At 47.8% G+C, this 24,185-nt stretch carries 16 protein-coding genes; 12 read left to right on the top strand and 4 right to left on the bottom strand.

Annotated features, from left to right (window positions below; genetic code table 11):
• Nucleotides 1–54: 54 nt before the first annotated feature.
• From G459_RS0102160 to G459_RS0102130, 7 genes are all read left to right on the top strand, one after another.
• Nucleotides 55–876, top strand: coding sequence for a PorV/PorQ family protein (locus G459_RS0102160; RefSeq protein WP_026966165.1), 822 nt, complete (start codon nt 55–57; stop codon nt 874–876).
• The gene (locus tag G459_RS0102155; protein WP_026966164.1) at nt 873–2,963 is read left to right on the top strand and encodes a ComEA family DNA-binding protein; all 2,091 of its coding nucleotides are present in this window, start codon (nt 873–875) and stop codon (nt 2,961–2,963) included. The genes G459_RS0102160 and G459_RS0102155 overlap by 4 nt, the downstream gene beginning before the upstream one ends.
• 65 nt (nt 2,964–3,028) lie before the next feature.
• Nucleotides 3,029–5,446 carry a zinc-dependent metalloprotease gene (locus G459_RS0102150; protein WP_026966163.1) on the top strand — a complete coding sequence of 806 codons (2,418 nt, stop codon included), beginning with the start codon at nt 3,029–3,031 and terminating at the stop codon, nt 5,444–5,446.
• Nucleotides 5,447–5,606: 160 nt separating this feature from the next.
• Nucleotides 5,607–6,980 (top strand): tetratricopeptide repeat-containing protein, encoded by a 1,374-nt coding sequence (locus G459_RS0102145; protein ID WP_026966162.1) that lies wholly within the window; start codon nt 5,607–5,609, stop codon nt 6,978–6,980.
• A 24-nt stretch (nt 6,981–7,004) separates the two neighbouring features.
• Nucleotides 7,005–9,041 carry a M3 family metallopeptidase gene (locus G459_RS0102140; RefSeq protein ID WP_026966161.1) on the top strand — a complete coding sequence of 679 codons (2,037 nt, stop codon included), beginning with the start codon at nt 7,005–7,007 and terminating at the stop codon, nt 9,039–9,041.
• A 62-nt stretch (nt 9,042–9,103) separates the two neighbouring features.
• On the top strand, nt 9,104–10,207 hold the full coding sequence (locus G459_RS0102135; RefSeq protein WP_026966160.1) for an AI-2E family transporter: 1,104 nt from the start codon (nt 9,104–9,106) through the stop codon (nt 10,205–10,207).
• Nucleotides 10,182–11,126 (top strand): tetratricopeptide repeat protein, encoded by a 945-nt coding sequence (locus G459_RS0102130; RefSeq protein ID WP_026966159.1) that lies wholly within the window; start codon nt 10,182–10,184, stop codon nt 11,124–11,126. Before G459_RS0102135 ends, G459_RS0102130 begins: the two co-directional genes overlap by 26 nt.
• On the opposite strand, the gene G459_RS0102125 is transcribed toward G459_RS0102130, so the two are convergent.
• The 3 genes from G459_RS0102125 to G459_RS0102115 form a co-directional block, all read right to left on the bottom strand.
• Nucleotides 11,114–14,047, bottom strand: coding sequence for an ATP-binding protein (locus G459_RS0102125; RefSeq protein WP_026966158.1), 2,934 nt, complete (start codon nt 14,045–14,047; stop codon nt 11,114–11,116). The two genes, G459_RS0102130 and G459_RS0102125, sit on opposite strands and share 13 nt — an antisense overlap.
• 128 nt (nt 14,048–14,175) lie before the next feature.
• Nucleotides 14,176–15,378: a porin gene (locus tag G459_RS0102120; RefSeq protein ID WP_035454896.1), complete on the bottom strand. Its 1,203-nt coding sequence runs from the start codon at nt 15,376–15,378 to the stop codon at nt 14,176–14,178.
• A 63-nt stretch (nt 15,379–15,441) separates the two neighbouring features.
• On the bottom strand, nt 15,442–17,703 hold the full coding sequence (locus tag G459_RS0102115) for an aconitate hydratase (RefSeq protein ID WP_026966156.1): 2,262 nt from the start codon (nt 17,701–17,703) through the stop codon (nt 15,442–15,444).
• Between the two features lie 407 nt (nt 17,704–18,110).
• Between G459_RS0102115 and G459_RS0102105 the strand changes: the two genes are divergently transcribed.
• Nucleotides 18,111–19,886, top strand: a complete 1,776-nt coding sequence (locus G459_RS0102105) for a sensor histidine kinase (protein ID WP_051315033.1) — start codon at nt 18,111–18,113, stop codon at nt 19,884–19,886.
• Here the strand turns inward: G459_RS0102105 and G459_RS0102100 are convergent.
• Nucleotides 19,883–20,911: an acyl-CoA reductase gene (locus tag G459_RS0102100; protein ID WP_026966154.1), complete on the bottom strand. Its 1,029-nt coding sequence runs from the start codon at nt 20,909–20,911 to the stop codon at nt 19,883–19,885. The two genes, G459_RS0102105 and G459_RS0102100, sit on opposite strands and share 4 nt — an antisense overlap.
• Before the next feature lie 118 nt (nt 20,912–21,029).
• On the opposite strand from G459_RS0102100, the gene G459_RS0102095 reads away from it, so the two are divergent.
• From G459_RS0102095 to ychF, 4 genes are all read left to right on the top strand, one after another.
• Nucleotides 21,030–21,377: a 4Fe-4S binding protein gene (locus tag G459_RS0102095; RefSeq protein WP_026966153.1), complete on the top strand. Its 348-nt coding sequence runs from the start codon at nt 21,030–21,032 to the stop codon at nt 21,375–21,377.
• Nucleotides 21,378–21,559: 182 nt separating this feature from the next.
• Nucleotides 21,560–21,889, top strand: a complete 330-nt coding sequence (locus G459_RS0102090) for a DUF3276 family protein (protein ID WP_026966152.1) — start codon at nt 21,560–21,562, stop codon at nt 21,887–21,889.
• Between the two features lie 89 nt (nt 21,890–21,978).
• Complete coding sequence (locus G459_RS0102085; RefSeq protein ID WP_026966151.1) at nt 21,979–23,073, top strand: AI-2E family transporter; 1,095 nt, start codon at nt 21,979–21,981, stop codon at nt 23,071–23,073.
• Complete coding sequence (gene ychF / locus G459_RS0102080) at nt 23,073–24,170, top strand: redox-regulated ATPase YchF (protein ID WP_026966150.1); 1,098 nt, start codon at nt 23,073–23,075, stop codon at nt 24,168–24,170. The genes G459_RS0102085 and ychF overlap by 1 nt, the downstream gene beginning before the upstream one ends.
• Nucleotides 24,171–24,185 lie beyond the last annotated feature (15 nt).

Raw genomic sequence — 24,185 nt, 5'->3', positions numbered from 1 at the left:
TTTAGTTTCAATTTTTAACTAAATTAGGTTCAGCGTTTTTTTTCCTCGAACCTGATGAAGCAATTATTTTTTTTGTGCTTCTCGTTTTGGGCTATTACTATCAGCCAAGCCCAGACCGACCCGCTCTCCCAGGCTCATGGAGCCCGGAGTCAAGGGATGGGAAGTGCGAAAGTCATCCTCCCCGATGCCTGGACCTACTTCAACAACATCGGTGCGCTCGATCGGCTCGAGCAAACCGAAATCTCTGCCGGGTTTGACCACCGATATGGCATCTCCGAATTGAGTACAGTGGATCTGGCTGTGGGATGGAAAAACAACTTCGGGACCCTGGGGCTCGGTCTTTCAAGGTTTGGAGGAAAGCTATTCAACCAGCAGCTGATCGGACTGGGGTTCTCAAATACGCTGGGGATCGTCAGTCTGGGAGCAAAGATCGACTGGTTTCAAACTCAAATCGAAGGGTTTGGTACCGGTCACGCCTTGATTTTTTCGCTCGGAGGAGTCGCAGAGCTCGGGCCAAAATTCTTCCTTGGGGCAAACTTTTCCAACCTCAATCAGGCAAAGATCAGCAACAACAGCGAGCAAAGACTCCCAACGGCAGTTCAACTGGGCATCTCCTATCTTCCGAGTGAATCGCTGAGAATCCAGGCTGAAGTTGAGAAAGACATCGAAATCGATCCGGTGTTCAAAGCCGGGATAGAATATAGACTGAGAGACTGGATCTACCTCAGGACCGGCATCAGCAGTAATCCCAGTCGGCTGAGCTTTGGGTTGGGTATGAGAAAAAATCAATTCGGATTTGACTATGCTTATGGTCAAAACACTTCTCTCGGACGCACGCATCATCTGAGTTTGGTCATGAAACTCGGTGAAAAATGAAGGCGATCCCCGGTATCCTCCTCTTTATCCTTTTCCCTCTTTGGACTTTTTCCCAAAGTCCACCAAAGACGCCAATAGACTTGGAAAACTTTATGGAGCGGCTTTTCCCAGTCCAGGAAGAGGATCTGGACTACGAATCGATCTACGAGGTGCTGTTCCAGCTTTACCTTAATCCCATCGACGTCAACCGGGCCGACGCGGAAATCCTCCAGGCCACCTACCTTTTGAATCCCTCGCAAATCAGCAATTTAATCGATTACAGAAATGAATTCGGCGATTTGCTATCGATCTATGAGCTCCAAGCCATTCCGGAGTTTGATGTACAGACGATAGAGAGCCTGCTCCCATTTGTCACGATTGGCGATTCAGGGGCAAAAAGCAGGAGGTTTTGGGATCGGGTCAAAAGCGAGGAGCAAGCCTACATCCTATTCCGTCATCAGCGCACCTGGGAAACCCGAAAAGGATTCACACCCGCTGACACCAGTAGCACCGGAACCATCTCCAGCCGATATCTTGGCGATCCAAACACCGTGTACCTGAGATTCCGCATTCAGCACGCACGAGACTTCAGTATGGGGATCACCCTGGACAAAGACGCCGGAGAGCCCTTCACCTGGGATGGAAAGACTGCCCGCTATGGCTTCAACTTTCTTTCCTTTCACTTCACCCGCTACTTTGTCGGCAAATGGAAAACCATCGCTTTGGGTGATTTTCAAGCTTCTTTTGGGCAGGGATTGATATTTGGCGCTGGCTATACGCTGGGGAAAGGTTCAGAAACAGTGCCTACGGTCAGACGAAGCAGCATCGGCATCTTGCCCTACACGGCGGCGATGGAATTCGGCTTTTTCAGAGGAATCGGCGTGACGCGGCAATTTAAAAACTGGCAAGCGTCTCTGATTGCATCCCATGCCACCCGCGACGGCAGGATCTCGGTTTCTTTGGATACCCTCGACGCCAGTGAAATCATCAGCACGCTTAATCAATCCGGACTACATCGTACCAGCAGCGAACTGGCTACCAAAAATCAATTTCAGGAATCCAATTTGGGTGGAAACGTGCAATACTCTCATCCTTCGGGAAAGTTTCAACTGGGAGCCAACTCCCTTTTCACCCAGTTTGACAGACCTTGGATTCGATCAGCACAGATCTATAACCGATTTGAATTTGCCGGCCAAAGCAATCTCGTCTCTAGCTTATATTTCAACTACAACTGGCGGAACTTCTTTCTCTTTGGAGAGTCCGCTGTCGCTCAAAGTGGTGGCAGCGGAACCGTGTTGGGCTTCGTGAGCAGTCTGAGCAAGCAAGTTGACCTCTCCTTGCTTTGGAGAAAATATGACCGCGATTTCCATAGCTTCTACGCCTCCGGATTTGCTGAGAACACCCGCCCCATCAATGAGCAAGGCCTCTATCTCGGCATCCAGATCAAACCAGACAAGCGCTGGAAAATCAATGCCTATTACGATTATTTCAAGTTTCCCTGGCTGAAATACCGCGTTTACGCGCCCTCACAAGGCTACGAGTGGCTCGCCCGCGTCAGCTACCAGCCGACCAGAAACCTGACCGCTTTTGCCCAAATTCGCCAAGAGCAAAAAGACAGGAATCTCAGCGACACCGGAGAGTCTTCCCTGCCCTATTACGTCCAGCCAGTCAAGAAACTGAATGGACTGCTGAGCCTGGAGTCCCAGCTTACCCGAGATCTCTTCCTTCGCTCCCGAATACTCATCAGTCGAGTCGACATCCAGGGCGACGTCACCCACGGCTTTATGATCCTTCAGGATGTACAGTATGGGAAAGATAAATGGCGACTGACCGGCCGAGTGGCGCTTTTCGATACAGAAACCTATGACAACCGGCTTTACGCGTTCGAAAACAACGTGCTGTGGACTTTTTCGATCCCGGCCTTTTCAGGTCAGGGGATGCGCTACTATCTGCTCGGTCAATACCAAATCAGACCAAAATTGACTGCCTACCTGCGCTTTTCCCGCACTTCCTACACAGACCGGGATGAGATCAGCAGTGGCCTTCAGGCGATTGACGGGTCGAAGCAAACGGACACTGCGTTGATGATTCGATATTTTCTTCGGTGATTTTCCATTAGTGGTGCTGAAGTCCCTCTGCTTTTTGATAATTTGGAACAAGACAAAAATACCCTATGAAAAAACCACTACTCTCATTCTGTTTTTTGATGCTTTGTGTTCTTTCCGGTTTCTCCCAAAGCCTGGTTTTGAGCAAAATGAGCAAAAATGACGGATTCGTGCCTTTTTACCTCGATGAGGAAAAGGGCAAAATCTACCTTGAAATCAGCAATCTCGACAAGGAATTTCTTTACGTCAACTCCCTGACTGCAGGTGTCGGCTCCAATGACATTGGGCTGGACAGGGGCCAACTTGGAGACGAGAGACTGGTCGAGTTTCGCAAGACCGGAAACAAAGTCTTTTTGGTTCACAAAAACCTCGGCTTCAGAGCCTACACCGACAATCCCTACGAAGCCAAATCGATTCAAGATGCTTTTGCAGAATCCGTACTTTGGGGTTTTGAAGTCGTCCAAAAAGATGGCGAAAAGCTAATCGTGGACGCCACCAATTTCTATCTGCAAGATGCCCACGGCGTAGCAGAGACACTCACCCGCTCACGCCAAGGCAGCTATCGGGTGGAAGCGAGCAGATCCGGCCTCTATCTCCCGACCACCAAAAATTTCCCCCAAAACACGGAAGTAGAAGCTACCATCACCCTGACCGGCACCGGTGCCGGCGGCAACTTGCGATCCGTGACTCCGACGGCAGAAGCGGTCACGGTACGAATGAGACATTCATTCATCGAGCTTCCGGAGTTGTACACCAAGCGCGAATTTGATCCGAGAGGCGGATTTTTCTCGATCAGCTACCAGGATTACACTACTCCGATCGACGAGCCGTTGATCAAACGATTCATTTCAAGACATCGGTTGGAGAAAAAAGATCCAACTGCAGCCGTCTCGGAAGTGGTTGAGCCGATTGTGTACTATCTCGACAGAGGAACTCCCGAGCCGGTCGCGTCCGCGCTGATCGAAGGAGGCAACTGGTGGGCGCAGGCGTTTGAAGCAGCTGGATTCAAAGATGCTTTTCGCGTGGAGCTGGCTCCAGAAGGAATGGATCTGATGGACGTCAGAAACAATGTGATTCAATGGGTACACCGCTCGACGAGAGGTTGGTCCTATGGATCAAGCGTCAGAGACCCGAGGACCGGTGAGATCCTAAAAGGGCACGTGTCCTTGGGATCTTTGAGGGTAAGACAGGATTACTTGATCGCTCAGGGATTGCTGCAACCTTTCGAAGAAGGCAAACCTGCGGATCCCAAGGCAATGCAGCTGGCTTTGGACCGGCTGAAGCAGCTATCTGCCCACGAAATCGGACACACAATCGGTGTAGCGCACAGCTATGCTACTTCTCCCAACAACCGGTCATCCGTGATGGACTATCCCCATCCGCTCATTACTGAAGGAGCAGATGGCAAACTCGACCTCAGCCAGGCTTACGACCTGAAGATCGGTGAGTGGGACAAATGGGCCATCAAATACGGCTATGGAACGCCTGCCGCAGGACAGAGTGAAGCTGATTTTCTGAAGAAAACTTTGGAAGACACCTACGCTGCCGGCTTTGAGTTCATCACGGATTCAGACTCCAGAAATCCAAGCGGCGTACATCCCCGCTCCCACCTCTGGGACAATGGCGCCACCGCATCCGGTGAACTGATGCGACTGCTTAAGTTGAGAGAAAACCGCATGAAATCCTTTGGGCTGAACGCTATCAAAACAGGAGAACCCCAAGCCTTGTTGGAAGAGGTCTTTGTCCCGCTGTACTTGATGCACCGCTACCAGTTGGAAGCGACCAGCAAGGTGATCGGCGGTCTGGACTACACCTACAAGATCAAAGGAGACAATCAGCCCGAGCAAAAGTGGGTTCCTGCGAAAGATCAAAATGAAGCACTCAGCGCGTTATTGACCACTATTTCCCCAGCACAGCTTGAAGTACCCGCCCACGTACTGGCTTTGATACCGCCGAGACCTTATGGCTACGGGAGAAACCGGGAGACTTTCCCCTCCCGCACAGGACCAACTTTTGATCCCATCGCACCCGCCGAAAATATCGTGGACGCGACCTTCGGCTTCCTGCTCGAAAGCGGCCGTGTCAACCGGATTTATCTGCAAAATCTGCAGGACAAAAGCCTTCCAAGCTACCAGTCAGTCTTGGATCAAATCACTGCACAAGTGTTTTCAGCTTCCCTTCCAGGGGGACTGCAAGGTGAGATCAAACTCATGACCGAGGCTAAATTGACAGATCGACTGCTCGAACTTTCCAAAGACGCAAACGCTTCGCAGACCGTCCGGGCGATCACCCGAATGCATTTGGATAAAATCAGCGACATGACCAGCGGCAGCGGCGTACTGCTCGCTCACAGAGAATACCTGCACGACAAGATCGAAGCTTTTCTGGATTTGCCCGAAGAATGGACACCGCAGCAAACCCTCAGTACTCCCGATGGAGCACCCATCGGGATGGACGAGATGAGTTGCGATTTTGACTTGTATTGAAGATTGAAAATCAAGCCCGGAGACACATTCTCCGGGCTTTTTCTTTGAAGGCTCATTAGATTTCGTCCGTGCAAAATTCGATGCTTGGAATTTTCTGTAAATTTTTACCTTTCAGAATATTTGCAAATAACCTTCACTCACAAAAGTTAATTTTTTCGCTATGGCAAACGACAAAAAAAGATGCTTCGTCGTCATGGGTTTTGGAATCAAAACAGACTACATCAACGGACGCAAGCTAGACCTGAACAAGTCCTACCGCCTCCTGATCAAGCCTGTGGTAGAGGCCAAAGGAATCGAGTGTGTCCGGGCCGATGAGATCACCCACTCCGGCTCCATCGATGTGCAGATGTATCAGGAGCTGCTGCAGGCCGATCTGGTGATCGCCGATCTCTCGACCCTCAATGCCAATGCGCTCTATGAGCTCGGAGTCCGACACGCACTCCGGCCTTTCACGACGATTGTGATTTCAGAGAATAAACTGATGTATCCTTTCGATCTCAACCACGTGGTGATCCACAGCTATCAGCACCTTGGTGATGCAATAGACTATGAGGAAGTGGAGCGCTTCAGAGGTGCGTTGGGCAATGTGATTCAATCTGTTTTGGAAAAAAATCAAGCCGATAGCCCAGTCTATACCTACCTCAATTCACTGATTCCACCCAAACTCCAGGAGCAAATCGAAAAAGCCGTAGTAGAATCTGAGAAAAAAGAAGCGATGCCTGAAATTGGCAAAGCACTTTCCCTGATCATTCAGGAGGCAGAAGATGCAATTGAAATTAAGGACTATGCCAAAGCCAAGAATCTCTTTCAGACTGCTGTGATGCTTTCCAGCACAAACTCTGCCCAAAAAGACACGTACCTCATTCACCGATTGGCTTTTACCACCTACAAAGCCGCCCAGCCAAACTTGCTCAGCGCGCTCTATGAGTCACTGGAACTGCTTCAATCCATCCATCTGGACACTTCAAACGACCCCGAAACGGTCTCCTCGGCTGGTGCGGTGGAGAAAAAACTCTACGAATGCGGCGAAGGTGATCAGCATCTGGAAAACTCCATTTTATATTACCAGAGAAGCTATTATTTGCTCAACAACCGCTACAATGGCATCAATCTCGCGATGACGCTGCTCTATCATGCCACCTCCAATCTGGCAAAAAATGACCAAGACCGAATCGCTGACTTGATTTTCGCGCAGCGGACTTGGACGAGGGTGCTTTACCTCTGCGACCGGGATTGGAAGCTGATTCAGGAAAAAGAAAAAAACGATCAGGCACTCATCAACGACGGCACCAAAGACGGACAAGAACTCCAGGAATACTACAACAGTCAGAAATACTGGATTTTAGTCAACCGGGCGGAAGCAAGTTTTGGTCTTGGGAATTTTGAAACCTATCGAATATCCCTGGAAGAGTCAAAAAACACACCTTTCCACCCTTGGCAGCTGGAAAGCTTTACCGAACAAATCGGTAAATTGGAGGCTGAAATGAAAAAAGTGGGGCACCTCCTCGAACCAAAGTGGGTTGCTCCGAATTAAGTATTCAAACGATTACCCAATCCCATGACAAACCCGCTTTTGGCTGATTTCGCCACTCCATTTGATACCGCTCCTTTCCAACTCATCCAACCCGAACATTATCTTCCTGCCGTCACGGAAGCCATCCAACTGGCCAAGGCAGATATTGAGAAGATCAAAGCCGAACCGCTTCCGACGTTCGAAAACACCATTGAGGCGCTGGACCGGTCCGGTAAAAAGCTTGGAGTGATTTCAGCTATTTTTTTCAATCTCAACTCGGCCGAAACCAACGACGAAATCCAGAAGCTAGCTCGTGAGATTTCTCCATTGCTCACTGCACACTCCAACGACATCCTGCTCGACCAAGAGCTTTTCCAGCGGGTAGCGCATGTTTTTGAAGAAAAGGATTCCCTCTCGATCAGCGCTGAGCAGACTACGCTATTGGAGAAAACCTACAAATCGTTTGTCAGAAACGGTGCAAAGTTGAGTACTGAAGACGCAGCCAAGCTCCGTGAGATTGACCGTCGACTGGGGCAATCAAGTTTGAAATTTGGCGAGAACGTCCTCGCAGAAACCAACAAGTACGTCCACTTTGTAGATAATGAGCAAGAACTGGACGGACTGCCTGATGGTATCAAAGAAGCCGCTGCTCAAATCGCGGAAGAAAAAGGGCAAAGCGGAAAGTGGGCTTTTACGCTCGACTACCCCAGCTACGTGCCGGCGATGACGTATGCTAAAAACAGGGAATTGCGAGAAAAGCTCTATCTGGCGTACAACACCAAATCGGCAAAAGGCGACGAGCTCGACAATCAAGGAACGATCAAAGAGCTGCTCCGACTCCGTCACGAGCGCGCGAATCTGCTGGGCTATGCTTCCCATGCAGACTTTGTCCTCGAGGAGCGAATGGCCAAAAGCCCAAAAGCCGTGATGGATTTCTTGGAGTCCTTCCTGCAAAAAGCAAAGCCAAAGGCCGAAGTTGATGTCCAGGAAGTAGCCGATTATGCAAAGAAGACAGACGGACTGGAAAACCTCGAGCGCTGGGATTTTGGCTACTATTCCGAGCTGCTCAAGAAAGAAAAATATGCGCTCGATGATGAGCTGCTGAGACCCTACTTTCAACTCGAAAAGGTCATCGATGGCGTTTTCCAGACTGCGGAAAAACTGTTCGGGATCACCTTTGTCCCCAATTCCGACATCCCGGTTTATCATCCGGAAGTCTCCGCCTATGAAGTAAAAGATCGCGACGGAGATCATCTGGCGGTATTCTATGCGGATTTTTTCCCAAGAACTGGAAAAAGAAACGGTGCCTGGATGACCTCCTACCGCGGTCAAAACGTCCAAAACGGAGAAGATCACCGACCTCACGTCTCTATCGTTTGCAACTTTACCAAGCCGACCAAAAGCAAGCCCAGCCTTCTGACTTTCAACGAAGTGACGACGCTATTCCATGAGTTTGGCCACGCGCTCCATGGCATGCTGGCCAAGGGCACTTACGAAAGCCTCTCCGGCACAAGCGTCTTCTGGGATTTTGTGGAGCTTCCGTCCCAGATTTTTGAAAACTGGTGCTACGAAAAAGAATGTCTGGATCTCTTTGCGAAGCACTATCAAACGGGAGAGACGATTCCTGCAGACTTGATAGAAAAGATCAAAAATGCCGCGAATTTCCAACAGGGCTACATGACGTTGCGGCAGATCAGCTTTGGGCTGCTGGACATGGCTTACCACAGCAGCAATCCGGAATCGATCTCCGACATCGCTGAGTTTGAAGAAGCGGTGATGAAAAAAACCGATTTGCTGCCAAAAGTGCCTCGCACACTGATGAGCACAAGCTTCTCCCACATCTTCCAAGGGGGTTATTCTTCTGGCTACTACAGCTACAAATGGGCCGAGGTATTAGATGCCGATGCGTTTGAATTGTTTCAAGAAAAAGGAATTTTTGATCAGGAAACTGCTCGCTCCTTTGAGAAAAACGTCCTATCCGCGGGAGGAAGCGAGCATCCGAGTGTGCTCTACAGACGATTCAAAGGTCGGGATCCAAAACCGGACGCCTTATTGAAAAGATCGGGACTCGTTGGGACATAATTGCAATTTGACTCAGGAAGGCATATCTTCTACTTTCATGTGCTTACAATTAATCCAACACTATGAGACAACCGCTCTTTTACCTTCCACCCTATTTGAAAGCACTGACGGTGATGATATTCATTATTGTCCTGGTCTTCTTTCTGATTATCGGAAAGAGCCTGTTGATACCGCTTTTTATGGGGGGATTTTTTGCGGTTCTCCTGACTCCGTTCAGTAATTTTCTGGAGAAATACAAAGTACCGAGGGCGGTCACCTGTGTCCTTTCACTTTTGGTGATGATGACGCTCGTTGTGGGATTGATCAGTTTCATTATCAGCAACGTGGTGAATTTTACCAAGGATTTTGATGATGTATCCGGAAGATTGGTGACCATGGCACAGGAGATTGACACATGGACCTTTGAGAATTTCGGACTTAACGAAAACCTCGCAGAAAAGGTAGAAACGGACTACCTCGTAACTATGCTGAACGAGAACAGCAAAAGCATCTCGGCATTCGCTTTGAATTCGATCGGCTCGCTCACGGGCTTGGTATTGATTCCGATTTTTATGTTTTTTCTTCTGCTCTACCGGGATCATTTGACCAAAATGATGGTGATGATCTACCGGGACAGGGACTCTGCTTTGGTGAATATGAGGATTACCAACCTGCGAAAACTCGTTCAGAATTACATCGTGGGCGTCGGCAAGGTGATGGTGATTCTGGCGATTTTGAATATTACGGCCTATTCGATCATTGGCGTGAAGCATGCGATCTTCTTTGGGGTGATCGGCGCGATACTGAATATTATCCCTTACGTCGGTCCGTTGATCGGAGTGATGTTGCCAATGATTTACTCCTTTTTGACCATGGATAGCATACTCTATCCAGCGCTTATCTTTGGAGCCTATCAGGTCATCCAGATCTTGGAAGGGAATCTCCTGACCCCGAAAATCGTCGGCGGCAATGTCAATCTCAATGCCTTCATTACATTTCTGGGACTGCTGGTCGGGGCCTCGATCTGGGGGATCGCCGGTATGATTTTGGTGATCCCGGCAATGGCGATTTTGCGAGAAATATTTGCTCTTTCGGAGCACACCAAGCCTTTTGCCTTACTTTTGGGTGAAGAAAAAGACGAGAATGAATTCATTACAGCAAATGAGAAAACAGACGACACTACTTAAGCTTGGAGTTACCTGTGCAATCATTTTTATAATCTCAAGCTGCGACAGCTTGGAAGACAAAAAAGGCCGATTCCTTCTCAAAGGAAATGAAAAGCTGGAGGAAAATGACCCCAAGTCCGCGATGGGCTTTTATCAGGAAGCAATCGCCCTGGACTCGACCTATTCCGACGCCTACTTCAACAAAGCAATGGCTCATCTTCAACTGAATCAAATTGAGGAGTCGATTCTAGATTTGAGCAAAGCGATTCAGTTTCGTCCGGACTATTTCGAAGCGATCTTCCAAAGAGGGCTCAGCTACCTGGACAACGGCGAATTCTACAAAGCCGAAGAAGACGCGGATCGTCTCCTCTCGCTTGACCCGAACAACTGGAAGTCTCACTTTCTTGCAGGACTGAGTCAGGAAAAACTCAAGAACTATCCCGAAGCTCTACAAGCCTTCGAAAAGGCATCCGCTATCGACCCCAGCAATTCTGACCTGATGGTCAATCAGGCCACGATCCTTTTCTACCAAAAAGAATACAGCAGAGCAAATGAAATCCTCCATCGGGCTGAAGCAATCAATCCCGCTGAACCCAATCTCCATAACCTAAGGTCGATGATTCTTTTTGAGGAAAAAGACCTCAACGGAGCTTTGGAATCGGTGGACAAAGCAATCGCGCTGGACAACGAGCAGGCTTATTTCTACAACAACAAGGGGCTGTATCTTCTGTTTCTGGACAAGCCAGAGGAAGGCCTTGACCTCATCAATCAGAGCATTCAGATGGATTCCAAAAATCCGTTTGCGATGCGAAATAAGGGGATTTATTATGTCCTGAAGGGCGACAAAATCTCAGCGCTGAGCTACCTCGAAGACCTCGCCAAAAAATATCCTGACATGGAATTGGTGCAGGAATACTACGCCAAAGCTCAGGCTCTATAGCTTCCGTGAGCGGTCACTTCTTTCACTTTCTTGAGTAGCTCGTTGGCGTCGATCGGCTTGGCCACAAAACCCTCAAACTCGCACTCATCGATCCGTTCCATGATTTCGAGTTTGGCGGCGGCGGTCAGTGCGATGATCGGCGTATCGGAGAACTTTTTGATCTCCAAAGTGGCTTCAAAGCCATCCATCACCGGCATCTGAATATCCATCAGGATGCAGTCGTATTTGCCGTCTCGGGCTGCATCTACTGCTTCCTTCCCGTCGTGAACGCGATGGTAGGTGTAGCCCCACTTCTTGATAATCTTGCCCAGCACAAGTGCGTTTACCTCGTTGTCCTCAGCCATCAGCAGATGAAGGGCATCAAATGTTCTGGAAAAGTGCCCATTGGTCGCCGCCGGGATATGCTCGACCTGCGTACGATCAAACTCCAGCTCAAAATAGAATCGACTGCCTTTACCAACTTCGGACTCCAGTTGGATAGTGCCACCCATGAGCTTGAGCAACTTTCGAGTGATCGACAATCCAAGGCCGGTCCCACCGTATTTGGAATTAAAGGTAGGCTTCACCTGGTCGAAGTCGTTGAAGATTTTCTCCTGATTCTCCCTGGCAATGCCAATTCCTGTGTCCTTAATCGAGAAATATACCCGGACTTTGTCCTTGACTTGGCTCAACAGGTCTATCCTTACTTCGACATTTCCTTCGTGTGTAAACTTGAGCGCATTGGTGATCAAATTATTGAGCACTTGCGAAAGACGGGTTTTGTCACCTTTGACATAGATATCGAGTCCCTCCGAGAGATGCAGCTCCAGCTTGTTTTTGCTGTCATTCGCATGGAACGAAAGGCCCTTCATCACCTGCTCCACCACTTGCTTCAAGTTCAGTGGATTGCTTTCGATGGTTAATTTACCAGCCTCAATTTTCTGAAAGTCGAGTAAGTCATTGATCATGATGATCAGGTTGTCGACTGCAAAATTGATCGTGCTAAGCGCCGACTGCTGACTTTCTGTAGGATTCTCCTGAAAAAGTGAATACACCGACCCCGAAATCGCATTCAGTGGTGTCCGCAGTTCGTGACTGATCATCGACAAGAAGTCTGACTTGATCTGGTTTGCTTTCTCGGCAGCCAGTCGGGCCTCGTCGAGCTTCGCTTCAAATTCCTTTTGCTTCGAAATGTCGGTCAGATATCCGTACCACACCATCTCTCCGGTCGCCAAAGCCTGAGGCCTCGCGGCACCGAGTACCCAGCGGTACTCCTGACTATTGACTCCTGACTTTACTCGGAATTGACATTGCCAAGGCTCCATCTTCCGCGCTGAAGCCACAGAGGACATGATGACTAATGGCAAATCTTGAGGATGTACTTTGGAAATCGCAGCCGAAATATCAGTAAACTGATGAATGTCTTCTGGAGAAAGTCCCAGGACAGCACTGATTCCTTTCGAAAGGAAAGAGAAATTCATTTGGCCTTCGGCATCCAACACCAGCTGATATAGCCCCCCTGGCACCTGCTCGGTCAGATTCATCAGAAAATCGCTGCTGGCTTCTACCTTCTTCTCCAGATTGACCCGCTCCGAAATATTCCTGAAAGCAAGAATAGCGTAGGATTTCTGATTGATTTCGACCTTTCGGGAAGCGACTTCCAAGCTCAGCTTCTTCCCGTCTTCATGAATCAAATGAGTCGAATAGCGATGAACGGAGCGGTCAGTGGGCGCTGCGCCGACCCATTCAAACCAACGATTTGACTCTGCAAAATACACCTTCAAATCCTCCAAATGGGCAATCCGCTCGGTGTAATCCAACCCAAAAAGGTTATTTACCTCTTTGTTGGCAAGAAAAACGGTGCCGTCCGGCTCTACAATCATCGTGGGTTCTGGGCCTTCCGTCCAGAGATTTCGGTGCATTTCCAGCTCATCTTGAAGCGCTTGTCGCTGTCTGCCATCCGAGATTATTCCCCAAATTTCTCCAGGGCTCGCTTCAGGAAGAAAGGCTGAAAAACCAACTTCTCGCTCATCTGAAATCTTTAGAACGCCTTCGAATTCAGATTTAGAGTCGTTCAAAGAAGAGACCAAGTCACCGATCTGAACCAAAAACAACTCCTCGATTCGATCTATTTCATAATTTTCACCCAGCAAGTCTGACAAAATGTGCTCAGCACCAGTCTCAAGTTTCAATTGTCTTGACCCCAGATCCAATTTCCAAGTGCCCGTTTTGGACAATTCAGGTGTTTTCTCTCTAAGGGCGAGGAGTCTTTTGTCGTTCGCCTGTCTGATGACCCGATGGGAAATATCCCGGGCGATGATAAAGAAGGTTTCGGGACTAAACTGAAGTGAGCATTCTAAGTGACGGTAGCTGCCGTCCTTTCCCGCAAACCTAAATTCAAAAAGGGCTACTTCCTGACTCTTCTGATGTGACTTCCAGATTTCTTGGAGCTTTGTCAAATCCTCCGGGTGAATCAGCGGACAAAGATTCGTATTGAGCAATTCCTCCGAGCCGTATCCGAGCATGGGCAAAGCCGTCGGACTCAGGTAGGTAAGGTGATCGGATTTGCCGATACCGATCAGATCTAGTTTGGAGGTGAAAAACTGGTAGGTTTCTTTTTTGCTAGGCAGCCCGTGCGTTTTTATTTCCTTCCCTTTGTAGAAAAGGAAATAGTTGGAGCCACTGTCCTGCGGCAATTCGAGCTTAAAGGAGTAGTCTTTTTTGTCGTGGGAAAGAATCAGCTCCTCTTTAAAGATATAAGCATTGATATCCAGCCCCATACCTACCAACGACCTATCTTTCAGGGTCTCGCCGATCTGGTCCTCAAAGGACTCATTGGCGTAAAAGACCGAATACGGATAGGAATCGTCAGCAAGAAAGACCATCTCCGATGACTCGTAAATGATCTTTTTAAACGTACTGTTTATTCCCTTGTCTTGCATCGAATAGAAATTGCCTTCGTGTTCACCAGCGAAATGATCGACTCGATCATACTCAGACTGTAAACATACAGCAATTTGTATTTCGTGACAAGTTTAATCTATTATAAATACATTTTTCTGCAAAAAAATCATATCCCAAACTCCACTTGGAATGTAGCAAACCAAAAGTTCGCAGTATTTACCAGTTCGATCTCATCATCAGCCCATGCGTAGCCCAGATTCCCCTGGATTTTGATCCGGTGACCGTTGATGTATCGCGTATAGCCAAGTGCGGTTTCTTCTGCGCGGTGTTCATACATCTCAATCTCTTGATCAGGACGAACTGAAGAATATCTCAGAGCCAATTCGGACTTCCGGGAGATCATCCGGCTGAGATGGATGTTGTTCCCTTTGCCCACCCAGACGGCTTTGGTATCGCCGGCCTCGTTGTGTGTCAGCGGATTCGCTGCAGTGCGCTGAAAATACTCAGCCATCATCGCCCACCCCATGTATTTAAACATCGCGTCCGCAATAAAGACCTGCAAATCCCTGGCCTCACATAGGTGTGATCCCAGTTGCCCCCGCGCCCGCACTGCCTCGTCGTTGTAATTGTAGGAGGCTCCAATTGAAAGCTTAGGAGTGGTTTCAAACTCCAAATCACCTTCAGAATAGTCTCCTGAATTTACAAATTTGCCGAATGGCAGGTATTCAAATCTTCCGGTATAGCTCAGCCCGGCATCGCCCGGGGAGGGATTCCTGCCCTCTCCTGTGTTTATTGCGGCTTTGATTTGATAGTTTGCCCGCCCCTTAGTAGGAATCGTATAGTAGCCAAAAAAACCAAAATCACGATCTAGCGTGAAAGTACCGTTTGCCAGAGACCGGTCGGAAAACTGCAAATTTCCGGAGCTAACGACCCGCTCCCGGTTGCCCGGAAGTTTCCCTTGACCGAAGCCCACATAGAGATTGTCGGTGAAATAATAGTAAATCAAAGCATCTCTGATTGGCTGGGCGTAGTCTCCACTTTCCAGATCCAAATCCGCTTTGGAAAAGCCCAATTGGATATAGTATTGTATACGAGGACTGAGAACATAGCCATCAAACCGTAATCGCAACCTCCTTACCCTGAAATCTGTCTGCTCGATGGACAGGTCTTCTCCACTTTCGGATCTCAGTCCAAACCTGTTTTGCATTCTAAAACGGAGGTTGAGCAGAAAAAGGGAATCCTTAGAAATACTGATTCCTTTGTCGACATTGATAAGAGCTCGCTCGTCCGATTCATTTTGAGCAAATCCGGGGTTGAAAACCAGAACAAAACTCAATAGCAGCAAAATAAAGTATAAAGATCTTCTCATAGGAAATAATAAAAGCCGCAACTACCAGAGTCACGGCTTTTGAAAGATTGATAATTAAAGATATTAGGCTTGAGCCTTGATCAAGTTCAACGCAGCGCCTGCCTTGAACCATTCGATCTGACCTTCATTATAAGTATGATTGGCCAAGATGGTGTCGCTGCTTCCGTCTTTGTGGTTCAGCACGATCTGCAGTGGCTTACCCGGTTCAAATGTGGTCAAGCCCAAGATGTCGATGGAGTCATCCTCCTGAATCAGATCGTAGTCTGATGGATTTGCGAAAGTCAATCCCAGCATCCCCTGCTTCTTCAAGTTGGTCTCGTGGATACGGGCAAAAGACTTCACCAAGATCGCGCGAACTCCCAAGAATCTTGGTTCCATTGCAGCGTGTTCCCGGGAAGATCCTTCTCCGTAGTTTTCATCACCTACGACGATAGAACCGATTCCCTGCGCCTTGTAGTACCGTTGAGTCGCAGGCACTTCACCGTATTCGCCAGTCAGCTGATTTTTGACAGCGTTGGTCGAGTCGTTGTAATAGTTCACCGCGCCGATCAGCATGTTGTTGGAGATATTGTCCAAGTGACCTCTAAACTTCAGCCAAGGTCCTGCCATAGAGATATGGTCAGTCGTACACTTGCCTTTGGCTTTGATCAAAAGCTTCAAGCCTTTGAGGTCCGTGCCCTCCCAAGCCGGGAAGGACGCAAGCAATTGAAGGCGGTCTGAGGCAGGATCTACGAGGACATTCACTTGGGAACCGTCCTCTGCAGGAGCTTGATAGCCCGCGTCTTCTACAGCAAATCCCTTGGTTGGAAGCTCCAATCCAGTTGGCTCATCCAGTTTTACAGCGTTGCCTTCGGAGTTTGTCAGGGTATCGATGAGGGGATTGAACGTCAAATCACCGGCAATCGCCAAAGCTGTGACGATCTCCGGAGAAGCCACAAATGCGTGGGTATTTGGATTACCATCAGCACGCTTCGCAAAGTTTCTGTTGAAGGAAGTGATGATAGAGTTTTTCTCCTGCTTCTCAGCGCCATGACGCGCCCACTGACCGATGCAAGGTCCGCAAGCATTGGCCAATACGACTCCGCCCATCTTCCCGAAGGTGTCCAGGAAGCCATCGCGCTCTACCGTGAAGCGAACTTGCTCAGAACCCGGAGTGATGGTATACTCAGATTTCGCAACCAGTTTTTTATCTACTGCCTGCTGAGCCAGCGATGCTGCTCTGGAGATATCCTCATAAGACGAGTTGGTGCAAGATCCGATCAATCCCACGTCCAACTTTGCCGGCCAGCCGTTTTCTTTGACTGCTGCTGCAAATTTGGAAATCGGCCAAGCCAAATCTGGCGTGAATGGGCCGTTGACATGCGGTTCGAGTTCGGAAAGATTGATTTCGATCACTTGGTCGAAATATTTTTCCGGCTGCTCATACACCTCTACATCACCGGTCAAATGCTCAGCAATCGCATCCGCCATCGCTGCTACATCCGCACGGCCAGTTCCTTGGAAGTAGGCTGCAGATTTCTGATCATAACCGAAAATAGAAGTCGTCGCACCAATCTCAGCACCCATGTTACAAATGGTGCCTTTTCCTGTCGCGGAAAGAGAGCGGGCTCCTTCACCAAAATATTCTACAATAGCTCCGGTCCCACCTTTCACAGTCAGGATACCGGCCACTTTCAAGATCACGTCTTTGGCAGAGGTCCAGCCCGACATCTTACCGGTAAGCTTCACACCGATCAGCTTTGGGAATTTCAGCTCCCAAGCCAGTCCAGCCATCACGTCGCATGCATCTGCTCCACCGACACCGATTGCAATCATTCCCAGACCGCCGGCATTTGGAGTATGAGAATCCGTTCCGATCATCATTCCGCCAGGGAATGCATAATTTTCCAAAACTACCTGGTGAATAATCCCTGCTCCCGGTTTCCAGAAGCCAATGCCGTATTTATTGGATACAGAAGCCAAAAAGTCGTAGACCTCTCTGTTTTTATCCTTGGCCTTGCTTAGATCTTTTTCAGCACCGATTTCAGCTTGGATCAGGTGATCGCAGTGAACAGTCGAGGGAACAGCCACCTGGTCACGGCCGGCCTGCATAAATTGCAACAATGCCATCTGAGCAGTTGCATCTTGCATGGCTACTCGATCTGGCTGAAAGTCGACGTAAGAAGCACCTCTTTTATATGCTTGAGAAGCAGGACCTTCGGTCAAGTGAGCATAAAGGATTTTTTCGGTCAAAGTAAGTGGTCGTCCCACAACTTTTCTTGCTGCAGCGATACGCTCGGGAAACCGGGCATACACCTCTTTGATCATCTCGATATCAAAAGCCATTGTTTTGGATATTTATGTGGATATTAGGTTCGATTTTTCGAACGCGAATATAGGAAAAAGCCCTCAAAAAAGGTAACTGAATGTGATCTGTATTCACAGTATTAGCCAAGTAATTAACGTAACATCCGGCTTCCAAGGACTCTGTGAGGTTTTACTTTCTCTTTTCGACATGAAACAATCAGACCAATTTACCAAAAGATAAAATCAAGCCGGCGGCCGTCACAGGCTTTCCCCATATCCCATCAAAAAAGTAAAGTCCGGCCAGCGCTTTGATCCAGCTCCGGGAGATCAAAACAAAATTTGCCGCTGAATTCAACGAAGTTTCTAAAGCTAGATTAAATCATTTAATATTGATTTGACAAACCCTTGCCCTTGTCCAAAACATCGGGCGGCAGCCAGTAATTTTCATGGAATTCGTATTAAACCCGTACGCTTTAACCCTGATCATTTCCAGTTTGATGGTGGGGGGACTTTCTGTCTACATCGGCCTGAAACTGGAAGATTCCGTCAGATGGATCGCATTCACCATGCTGTCGATTTCCGTTTGGGGCTTCTTTTACGGGGTGGAGCTGACCGTTCAGACAGTCGAGGACATGCTCATTTGGAGCAAAGTGCAATACATAGGCTTGGTCTTGGCGCCGGCATTTTGGGTCATCTTTTCCTTGAAATACACAGAGTACGACACCTCCAGGAAACCGTGGATTTATCCAAGCATTCTCTTTTTACCTGTGCTAACCCACCTGATGGTCCTGACAAATTCTTGGCACCATCTGCACTATCAAAGCAACTGGCTGATCACTAGCGGCCCTTTTCCCATTCTGGGAATAGAGAAAGGGATCTGGTACCCAGTTCAGGTTGCTTATGCCTACGCTTTCTATTTTGTTGGCACATTCATTCTCTGGAAGAGATTCCAACATGCCAACATACACTTCCGTCGCCAGACCCGTCTATTAATCCTAGCTGGGCTCTTTCCACTGATTATCAATATTTTATATCAGTTCTCCTGGCTCAAGCCTTTCGAGGGACTGGATGCGACTCCTTACGCGTTCCTATTCACCTACTTGCTGATTTCGATTGCGATCCTAAGGTTCAATTTGTTCGATTTGAAACCAGTCGCCCGCGAAAAAATCCTCGAAATCATGACACGGGGAGTGATTATCTTCGATCATCGACTCAAGATTGTAGACTTCAATCGGGTTGCTAAAACTTTTTGGGAAAATCCCGAAAACTTGAAAATCGGCCGTTCCGCAGAACAGCTCTTTGAATCAAAACCCGAGATTATGGAGCTCTTGCTGCAGCAAGAACATCAATTCCTCCAATGTCAAATCTCAAACGGGAATGACGCTTGGGATTTGAAGATTGAATCCGTTCCGATTTCTGAAAACAAAGCCATCGTTTCGGGTGTGTTACTGTTGTTTGAAAACATCACAGAACAAATCCAAAAAAACGAGCAATTAAAAAAACAGGCTGCCGAGCTTCAGCAATTAAACGATCTGAAGGATAAGTTTTTCAGCATCATCTCCCATGATCTCAAAGGGCCCGTCTTCGGAGTCAAGGAGCTGATTCACCTAACCCAAAACGGGATCGTGACCGAAGATGAATTTCTGGAGATGCTGCCTGAGATCTCCAAAAACATGGAACACGTAGCCATCCTGTTGGAGAACCTTTTGGCCTGGACCAGTTCACAGCTTCGGGGAGAATACATCCAGCCGCAAGTGTTGGACCTTAACAAATTGATCCAAAGCCAAAAAAATCTCTTAGACCGGATCGCACGTGAAAAATCAATCGTTCTGGAGCTTCAGGGATTTGAAAACACCTGGATAAACGCTGATAAAAACATGCTGGAGCTTATCCTCAGAAATCTGATTTCTAATGCCATCAAGTTTTCAAACTCCGACTCCAAGGTGTTGATTTCGTGTGAAGAGCAGAAGGACAAATTGAAACTGTGTGTACGGGATTATGGAGTTGGCATTTCGGAAGAAAATCTGAAAAAACTCAATGAAGGAGTTTCATTTTCTACCCGAGGCCAATCCAACGAAAGCGGCACAGGCCTTGGATTGCTGCTGGTGAGGGAATATATCGCCAAAAACGGCGGCACGCTGACTATCAACTCCACCATCGGTGAGGGCACAAAATTCTGCATTACCCTCCCAAAAATCGACCCGCCTGAATCGCCTTCCTAATTCAGCCCCAATAGAAAGTTCAGAGTGTCCACGTTGTCCGCATAGTCCCAAGGCGCGGGACGCTGCGCCTCCCCGAATGCAATAGCACCCGGCACTTTTTGCGGATCAGCCACTACGCACTGGATTTTAGACGCGCTCGCATCCAGCGTTTGGAGGAGCGCTTCCTGATCTTCGTAGATCTCGTAAAACAGTACTGCGATAGGAGAAACGAGCTCGTTGCTTTCCTTCAGGATCAAAAAACCATTATCAAGATGGGGCTCACGATTGACCAGATAGATAGATTTGTTGTACTCGTAGTTATTGACATATTTATGATTTTGGGCAACCCAGCTATACCTTTCCAAGATGTCCAATAGATGCGTAAGTTGGGCTGCATTTTTCACAAAAATCTTTGACACATTTCTGCATCCCAGCCCAAAGTAGAGGAATATATCTAATCCGAGTTTTTCGAGCTCCGCTTCCGACTCATCGCCGGTCAAGATGGCTACGGAAGTCCGGTTGGCCCGGATGACACTTGGATATTTCCCGAAATAATAATTGAAATAGCGAGCCGAATTGTCGCTTCCCGTCGCAATGTAAGCATCCATACCCTTCAGCATCTCCTCGATTTGGATGAAGTCGCCCAACTCCGGCTCCAGCTGGATGAGACGGTCTATCAACCAACTTGAGAAAAAAGAATCCGAAGAACTCAACTTCACCACGGCAATGTTTCCGGAAAGCAGCACACACATCAGATCGTGAAATCCCACGCCGGGAATATTTCCTGCCATCAAGATTCCGACTTTTTTTGCGACAGTGTTTTCCGGAAAAGTGTACTTGGCGAGCCAAAGCTCCAAGGTCTCTTTCGCCAACATTGCGGAAAGGCCGGCAAGCGCGGTCTCCATCGAAATCGGCGTGAACCAAGTATTCTGATTATGAGCTCTTCGAAACAGCGTCTCCTTTTCCTCGGCATCCAAATTCCTGAGCAAATTGCCTAGGTCTATGAAAACTTGAGTCCTGTTTTGGGGCGATAATCCTGCTGTCATGCGGCAAAGTTATCAAAAGAGGCCCAGCTTAGAATAAAATTAAATTAATTAGTATGACAACTTTTTATTGCCTTGCAGCTAATGAGATTGTACTTTTGGGCTTCAAATTGATTGAGCCATGGCTATAATGATTACAGACGAATGCATCAACTGCGGTGCATGCGAACCTGAATGTCCAAATACAGCGATTTACGAAGGTGGGGTCGAATGGACCTGGGGCGGTGGAACCGCGCTGAAAGAAGTCACTCTTGAAGACGGGTCGGTCGTGTCGGCCAGCGAAAAGCAAGAGCCGGTGTCGGACGAATTTTACTACATCGTGACTGCAAAGTGCACCGAATGCAACGGCTTTCACGAGGAGCCTCAGTGCGCTGCAGTGTGTCCTGTCGACTGCTGTGTAGACGATCCTGACAATCCGGAAACAGAAGAAGAATTGCTTGCCAAGAAGGCATTTATGCATGGAGAATAAGAGTGGCGAAAGCCACTTTTTTTATTTAAGCCCGATACTTTTTTACTGATTTTTAACTCTTTGCGTTTATTATATATGGAGTTTCTAAAAAAAGTAGTAGCTCACTTTGATTTCTACTTTGCTTTTGCTTTATCTTAGATCACTAAAATCTATAAAACCCCAAACCTAAATCCGGAAGCCCAGTGGAAGACAATCGAGGATATGACAGAGAGGAAATTTTCTCAAAAAAAGTAAAAGCAGGAAAACGAACCTATTTTTTTGACGTCAAGTCTACCCGCGCCAACGACTTCTACATCACGATCACCGAGAGCAAAAGACGGATGAACGGCGACAACTTCACGTACGAGAAGCATAAGATCTTTCTTTATAAGGAGGACTTCTTCAAGTTTGCCAATGCACTCAATGAGGCCGTGGATCATGTGAAAAACGACCTGATGCCAGAAGTTGATTTCGCACAGTTTGAAAATGAAGATGCAGAAACCGAAGTCAACGATGACCTCAAATGGGAGTAAATTCCTATTGGATAAGCGATTGCTTATCCGCCGTTGAATAAAGTATATTCGAGGAGGCATTGGCCTCCTTTTATTTTGTATTTTGTTTTATGCAGCGATTTTTCATTTACCTGATTCTTTTCATTGGAGCATTTCTATTGTTCGGGTGGTATTTCTCCAATATCACGCTCTATCTCATCCTGTCGCTGGTCATCGCCGCCCTACTCCGCCCACTTACCAATCAGCTCAATGACTTTCACCTGGTCAGACAGCACATCCCTCGATGGTTAGCGATCCTGATTTCGTATGCATCGATTATCCTGCTGATATTCTTGTTGAGTTTACTTTTTTTGCCTTTGATCAACAACCAGTTGGTGATCCTGTCCGAGATGGATCTGGAGGGGATCTACCTGCAAGTGCAGGAGCCTATAGAGCGCGTGGAGCGGGTGCTTTTCCGTTATCAATTATTGGAAAACAAACCTGGGTCTCTTTTTGAAGAGATGAAAAGTAGCGTCGTCGCCTTCATTAAATCATTTGATTTTGGTGGCTTTATCAGCGGATTTGTCAATGTGACGAGCAGTCTGATTATCGGCACAATGGCTGTGGCATTCATCACTTTCTTTCTTCTTTTGGAAAATGGCCTGTTGAGAAGAAACCTGCTAAACCTGATACCAAACGCCTACTTCGAGCTTTCTGTCGCCACGTTTACCAAGGTGGAGAAGCTACTTTCCAATTACCTCTTTGGCCTCCTGATCCAGATGTTGTTTCTTTTCTCGATCGCGAGTTTAGGTTTGACCATTGTGGGCGTAGACTATGCGTTGACAATCGCGCTGTTTGCCGCCGTCGCCAACCTGATTCCTTATGCCGGCCCTATCTTGGGAGCTTCGTTTGGGATCATGGTGGGTATCTCGACAGGCACATTTTCCAGCGACGCGGAGTACACCTACTTTCTTTTCAAGATTTTATCAGTATTTGCTGTCGTGCAACTCACTGACAACGTGGTCATTCAGCCAATGATTTTTTCCAAATCAGTGAAGGCACATCCCCTTGAGATATTTGTTATTATCTTTGCCGGGGCAAAAATCGCCGGCATCGTAGGGATGATCTTTGCAATTCCGGTTTATACCATCTTCAGAGTCTCCGTGATGGAGTTTTATGAAGGGTATAAGTCCTACCGAATCTTTAAAATTAAAGCAACGAATTAATGGCATTACAATGTGGCATTGTTGGACTTCCAAATGTGGGCAAGTCTACCTTGTTTAATGCGCTGTCAAGCGCCAAAGCAGAAGCAGCAAACTTCCCTTTCTGTACGATCGAGCCAAATGTAGGCGTGGTTTCAGTGCCTGACAAAAGGCTCCAGGTCCTCGAAGGACTGGTCAATCCGCAGCGTGTCGTGCCTACTATTATCGAGTTTGTGGACATTGCAGGATTGGTAAAAGGTGCTTCCAAAGGAGAAGGACTCGGCAACAAATTCTTGGCAAACATCCGGGAAGTAAATGCCATCATCCACGTCATCAGATGCTTTGAAGATGATAATATTGTCCACGTCGCCGGCGGAGTTGATCCAGTCTTCGACAAAGAAGTCATCGACACCGAGCTACAGTTGAAGGACCTGGAATCAGTCGAAAAGAAGATTCAAAAGACCGAAAAGGTGGCAAAAGCAGGTGATGCAAAGGCCAGAGTTGAGCTTGAAATCCTCAATCGGTTTAAGACTGGACTTACCTCTGGATTGAATGCCCGCGCTATCGAAGTCGACAAAGAAGAGCTGGAAGCTGTGAGAGATCTGCATTTGCTGACCATCAAGCCGGTGCTGTACGTCGCCAACGTAGACGAGGCGAGTATCACGACCGGAAACAAATTTGTAGATCAGCTGAAAGCTAAAGTGAAGGAAGAAAATGCGGAAGTTATTCTACTTTGCGCAGCGTTGGAATCCCAGATCGCGGAATTTGAAGATGCCGATGAGATTGCCATGTTCCTTTCCGAATATGGTTTGGAAGAAAGCGGTATGAACCGGTTGATTGCCGCGGCATACACCCTGTTGGATTTGATCACCTATTTTACCGCGGGCGTGCAGGAAGTACGGGCCTGGACGATCAAAAGAGGATGGAAAGCGCCTCAGGCAGCGGGGGTGATTCACACCGATTTTGAACGTGGATTTATCAAGGCGGAAGTAATCAAGCTTGCGGACTATACGCAATTCAAGACAGAAGCAGGTTGCCGTGAAAATGGGAAAATTGCAATTGAAGGTAAAGAATATGTAGTCCAAGATGGAGACATTATGCATTTTAGATTCAACGTTTGACTTTTTTTGAATTTT

The organism is Algoriphagus terrigena DSM 22685 (genome assembly GCF_000429445.1).
Classification (GTDB): domain Bacteria; phylum Bacteroidota; class Bacteroidia; order Cytophagales; family Cyclobacteriaceae; genus Algoriphagus; species Algoriphagus terrigena.
Note: the sequence above shows the minus strand (reverse complement) of the source record. Positions and strands in the feature narration are given on the sequence as shown.